Origin of the sequence: Nitratidesulfovibrio liaohensis (genome assembly GCF_011682075.1) — a bacterium.
Classification (GTDB): domain Bacteria; phylum Desulfobacterota; class Desulfovibrionia; order Desulfovibrionales; family Desulfovibrionaceae; genus Cupidesulfovibrio; species Cupidesulfovibrio liaohensis.
In genome coordinates this window covers 1-2878 of the sequence record NZ_VSMK01000361.1, presented here as the reverse complement: position 1 = coordinate 2878, position 2878 = coordinate 1, and the positions used below count along the sequence as shown (strand labels likewise).

Sequence of the window (2878 nt, the reverse complement as noted above, 5' to 3'; positions counted from 1 at the left end):
GCGGCAACTGGCCCGGCGCCTGGACGCCCACGAACGCACCCTGGACGAGTTGCGCCGCCACAACGCGGCCTTGCGCCAGCGTCTGCACGCGGCCATCCGCGATGGAGCCATGGCCCCGGACGCGCTGGACCGGCTGTTCGCGGACAAGCGCCAACTGGCCGAACAGGCCTACGCCCATGCGCGTGATGCCTTCGTGGAATTCCACGCCGGGCTGTCTCCGATGCAGCGGGACCGGCTGGCCGCCCTGCTGGACCGCCACGCCGCGCACCCGCTGTTTCGCCATCCCCTGCTGCCCTGAGTACAGGCAGAAGGGGTGCGGGGGCAGGCACGGGCCTGCGTTTCCGCAGTGGCCGCCCCCCGTGCATGAGCGCTGCGTCGGCACCCGGAACGGCGCGCCCCGCTATTCCGCCCCTTCGGCCCGTCCGTCCAGGCTGGGGCGGGTCCACATGCAGGCCATGCGCACCTTCTTGAGCAGGGCGCGCCGGGGCAGGTAGTCGTCCTCGCCCGCGCACACCGCCTCGAAGGCGCGGCGCACGGTGGCCTCGTCGTAGCGGCCGGGAAAACGGGTTTCCAGGTCGGCGCGCACGGCCGCCCACAGGTCGTCATCGGAAGGATCGGGAAACACGGAAGTATCGGTGGTCATGGCAATCTGCTCGCGGGGTATGTTGGTGTCGCCGTGCGACCCATGGTCCGGCTGGTCCGACGGCCTCGTGATGCGGCCTGCATGGACGGCGCGGCGGCGCGGGTTTCGGGATGACGAAAGGCTATGCCGGGTCGGGCAGCCGCAGCACCAGCAGCAACCGTTCCGGGTTGCGGGGCTTGTTGGCGAACTCGTAGCGGGCCACCCGCCACAGGTTCCAATCCAGTTCGGCAAGGCGGCGATCCAGCGCTGCGGCCTCGTCCCCGCCGCCGGGGTGCCCGGCGTAGACGTGCAGCGAAACCACCCCCCCCGGCACCATCAGCGGCAACAGGGCCTCCAGCGCCGTCAGGGTGGTCGCCGGCCGGGTGGTCACGCTGCGGTCGCTGCCGGGCAGAAAGCCCAGGTTGAACATGGCCGCCGTGATGCGGGGCGGCCAGGTCCCACGGGACGCCAACGCCGCCGCCAGTTCCTCGTGCCCCCGGCCATGCAGCGCCACCCGCTCTTCCAGCCCCACCGCCGCCAGCCGTTCCGCCGTGCGGGCCAACGCCCTGGGCTGCACGTCGAAGGCGTGCACCAGTCCGCGTGCCCCCACCAGCCGAGCCAGAAACAACGTATCGTGGCCATTGCCCGCCGTGCCGTCCACGGCCAAGGGCCAAGGGGCATCGCCCGTCGCATCGCCCGTCACGCCGCCTGACGCGCCCCCCGCCGCAGTACTGGCCGGAGCATGACCCGGAATATGGGCCAGCGCACGCGCCAGTGCATGGGCCACCGCCTGCTGCGACAGGTCGCGCAGGGCTGGCACCCCAGCGCCGCCGGAACAGCCGAACAGTTCCATGAACGGGCCGGGCTGGGCGCCAGTATCGGAACCGGAACGGGTCATGTGCACCTCCGGCACCGTGGTACGCCACCCGCCCCCCGGACGACAAGCACCCAACGGCAACGGTCGCGCTTGCAAGGACGGATTTGTGCAAATGTGCAGCATGCTGCACCCTCCCTGTGCCGCCGTTTGCACCTGTGCCACCGCACCCCATCGGCAAAACATCCATAACACACCGGACACGCACACCAAACATGTTTGGCACGGTCCCTGCTAACCTTGTGGCGTAACGGAACAAGGAGCCGCAACAGACATGCACACTCCGGAAATTTGCCGCACCGAAGCGGCAGCCCCTCCTCACCTGGATGCCCTTATCGATGCCCTTCCCGAAGAAGACAGGGAAGCCGTCGTGGCCCTGGCGGCCCTCTGGCGGGAAGCGCAGCGCATATCCCCGGCATCCCCGTCCATCCTGGACATCCCCACCGTCAGCTTCAGCTAGCTGACCTCCTCTGCCCCCGCCGGCAAACCGGGCGAGCGGTTTCCGGCACCGGGGAGGCCCGAAAGGGCCTCCCCGGCCCCCCCCCCCCCCCCACGCATGATTTGGCCCCCATCCCGAGCGGGCCACGAAACGCACGGTGCACCCCGTGCGTTTCGTTTTTTGCGCCGCCTCCTTCCACCTGCGGTCGCAGTCGCCGCCCCGCATCTGCCGCCCGCATCCACGGGCGCGTCCGCTTGCCGCCGCCACTGGCCCTGGCGCGCATCGTGTCGTATAGTCTGGCAAGGTGTCGCTCACTGGCCCGCCCATGGGCCGCAACCCCCGAGGTGGAACATGAGCAGGATACGCAGCGCCATTCTGGCGTCGCTGGCGGCGGATGCACTGTCGCTGGGGGCGCATTGGGAATACGATCAGGGGCGCATCGTGCGCCAGTTGGGCCGGGTGACCGACCTGCTGCCCCCCACCCTCAACGATTACCATAACGGCAAGGGCGCTGGTGCCCAGTCGCACTATGGCGACCAGACCCTGTTGCTGCTTCGCTCGGTGGCGGGCAAAGGGGCCTTCGACCTGGCCGATTTTGCCACCCGTTGGCGCGGCATGATGGAAGGCGGCTACACCGGCTACATGGACAAGGCCAGCCGCGAGGCCCTGGCCAACTTTGCCGCAGGGCGCGCGCCCGAACAGACCGGCGCCGCCACCAACGACTTTGCCGGGGCGGCCCGCATGGCCCCGCTGCTGGCCGTTCTGCATGATAACGAGGAAGGGCTGGTCAACGCCGCGCGCGCCCAGACCCTGATGACCCACGGCAGCCCGGTCATTGCAGATGGCGCGGAATTCATGGCCCGTGCCGCCGCCGCCCTGCTGCGCGGGGCGGACATGCGCGCCGCCTTCGACCATGCCGCCACGGCCCGCTACGCGGCCCTGC

The 2878-nt window shown here is 70.2% G+C and carries 4 protein-coding genes and 1 pseudogene; 3 read left to right on the top strand and 2 right to left on the bottom strand.

Features of this window, described 5'->3' with window-relative positions:
- Window positions 1-298 (top strand): annotated as a pseudogene (locus FVW27_RS12265) (periplasmic heavy metal sensor); the annotation flags it as partial.
- Between the two features lie 102 nt (window positions 299-400).
- Here the strand turns inward: FVW27_RS12265 and FVW27_RS12260 are convergent.
- Together FVW27_RS12260 and mnmM are read right to left on the bottom strand one after the other, a co-directional pair.
- On the bottom strand, window positions 401-643 hold the full coding sequence (locus FVW27_RS12260; RefSeq protein WP_167125524.1) for a hypothetical protein: 243 nt from the start codon (window positions 641-643) through the stop codon (window positions 401-403).
- Between the two features lie 121 nt (window positions 644-764).
- The gene (gene mnmM / locus FVW27_RS12255) at window positions 765-1520 is read right to left on the bottom strand and encodes a tRNA 5-(aminomethyl)-2-thiouridylate-methyltransferase MnmM (RefSeq protein WP_167125522.1); all 756 of its coding nucleotides are present in this window, start codon (window positions 1518-1520) and stop codon (window positions 765-767) included.
- A gap of 250 nt (window positions 1521-1770) precedes the next feature.
- Between mnmM and FVW27_RS12250 the strand changes: the two genes are divergently transcribed.
- Both FVW27_RS12250 and FVW27_RS12245 read left to right on the top strand, forming a co-directional pair.
- Window positions 1771-1956, top strand: coding sequence for a hypothetical protein (locus tag FVW27_RS12250; RefSeq protein ID WP_167125520.1), 186 nt, complete (start codon window positions 1771-1773; stop codon window positions 1954-1956).
- A 330-nt stretch (window positions 1957-2286) separates the two neighbouring features.
- A partial coding sequence (locus FVW27_RS12245) for an ADP-ribosylglycohydrolase family protein (protein WP_167125518.1) occupies window positions 2287-2878 on the top strand: 592 nt, incomplete at its 3' end.

Excerpts from the sequence above, each read along its gene's own strand:
- FVW27_RS12260 (WP_167125524.1), bottom strand. The coding sequence starts at position 643 with ATGACCACCGATACTTCCGTGTTTCCCGATCCTTCCGATGACGACCTG.
- mnmM (WP_167125522.1), bottom strand. The coding sequence starts at position 1,520 with ATGACCCGTTCCGGTTCCGATACTGGCGCCCAGCCCGGCCCGTTCATG.
- FVW27_RS12250 (WP_167125520.1), top strand. The coding sequence starts at position 1,771 with ATGCACACTCCGGAAATTTGCCGCACCGAAGCGGCAGCCCCTCCTCAC.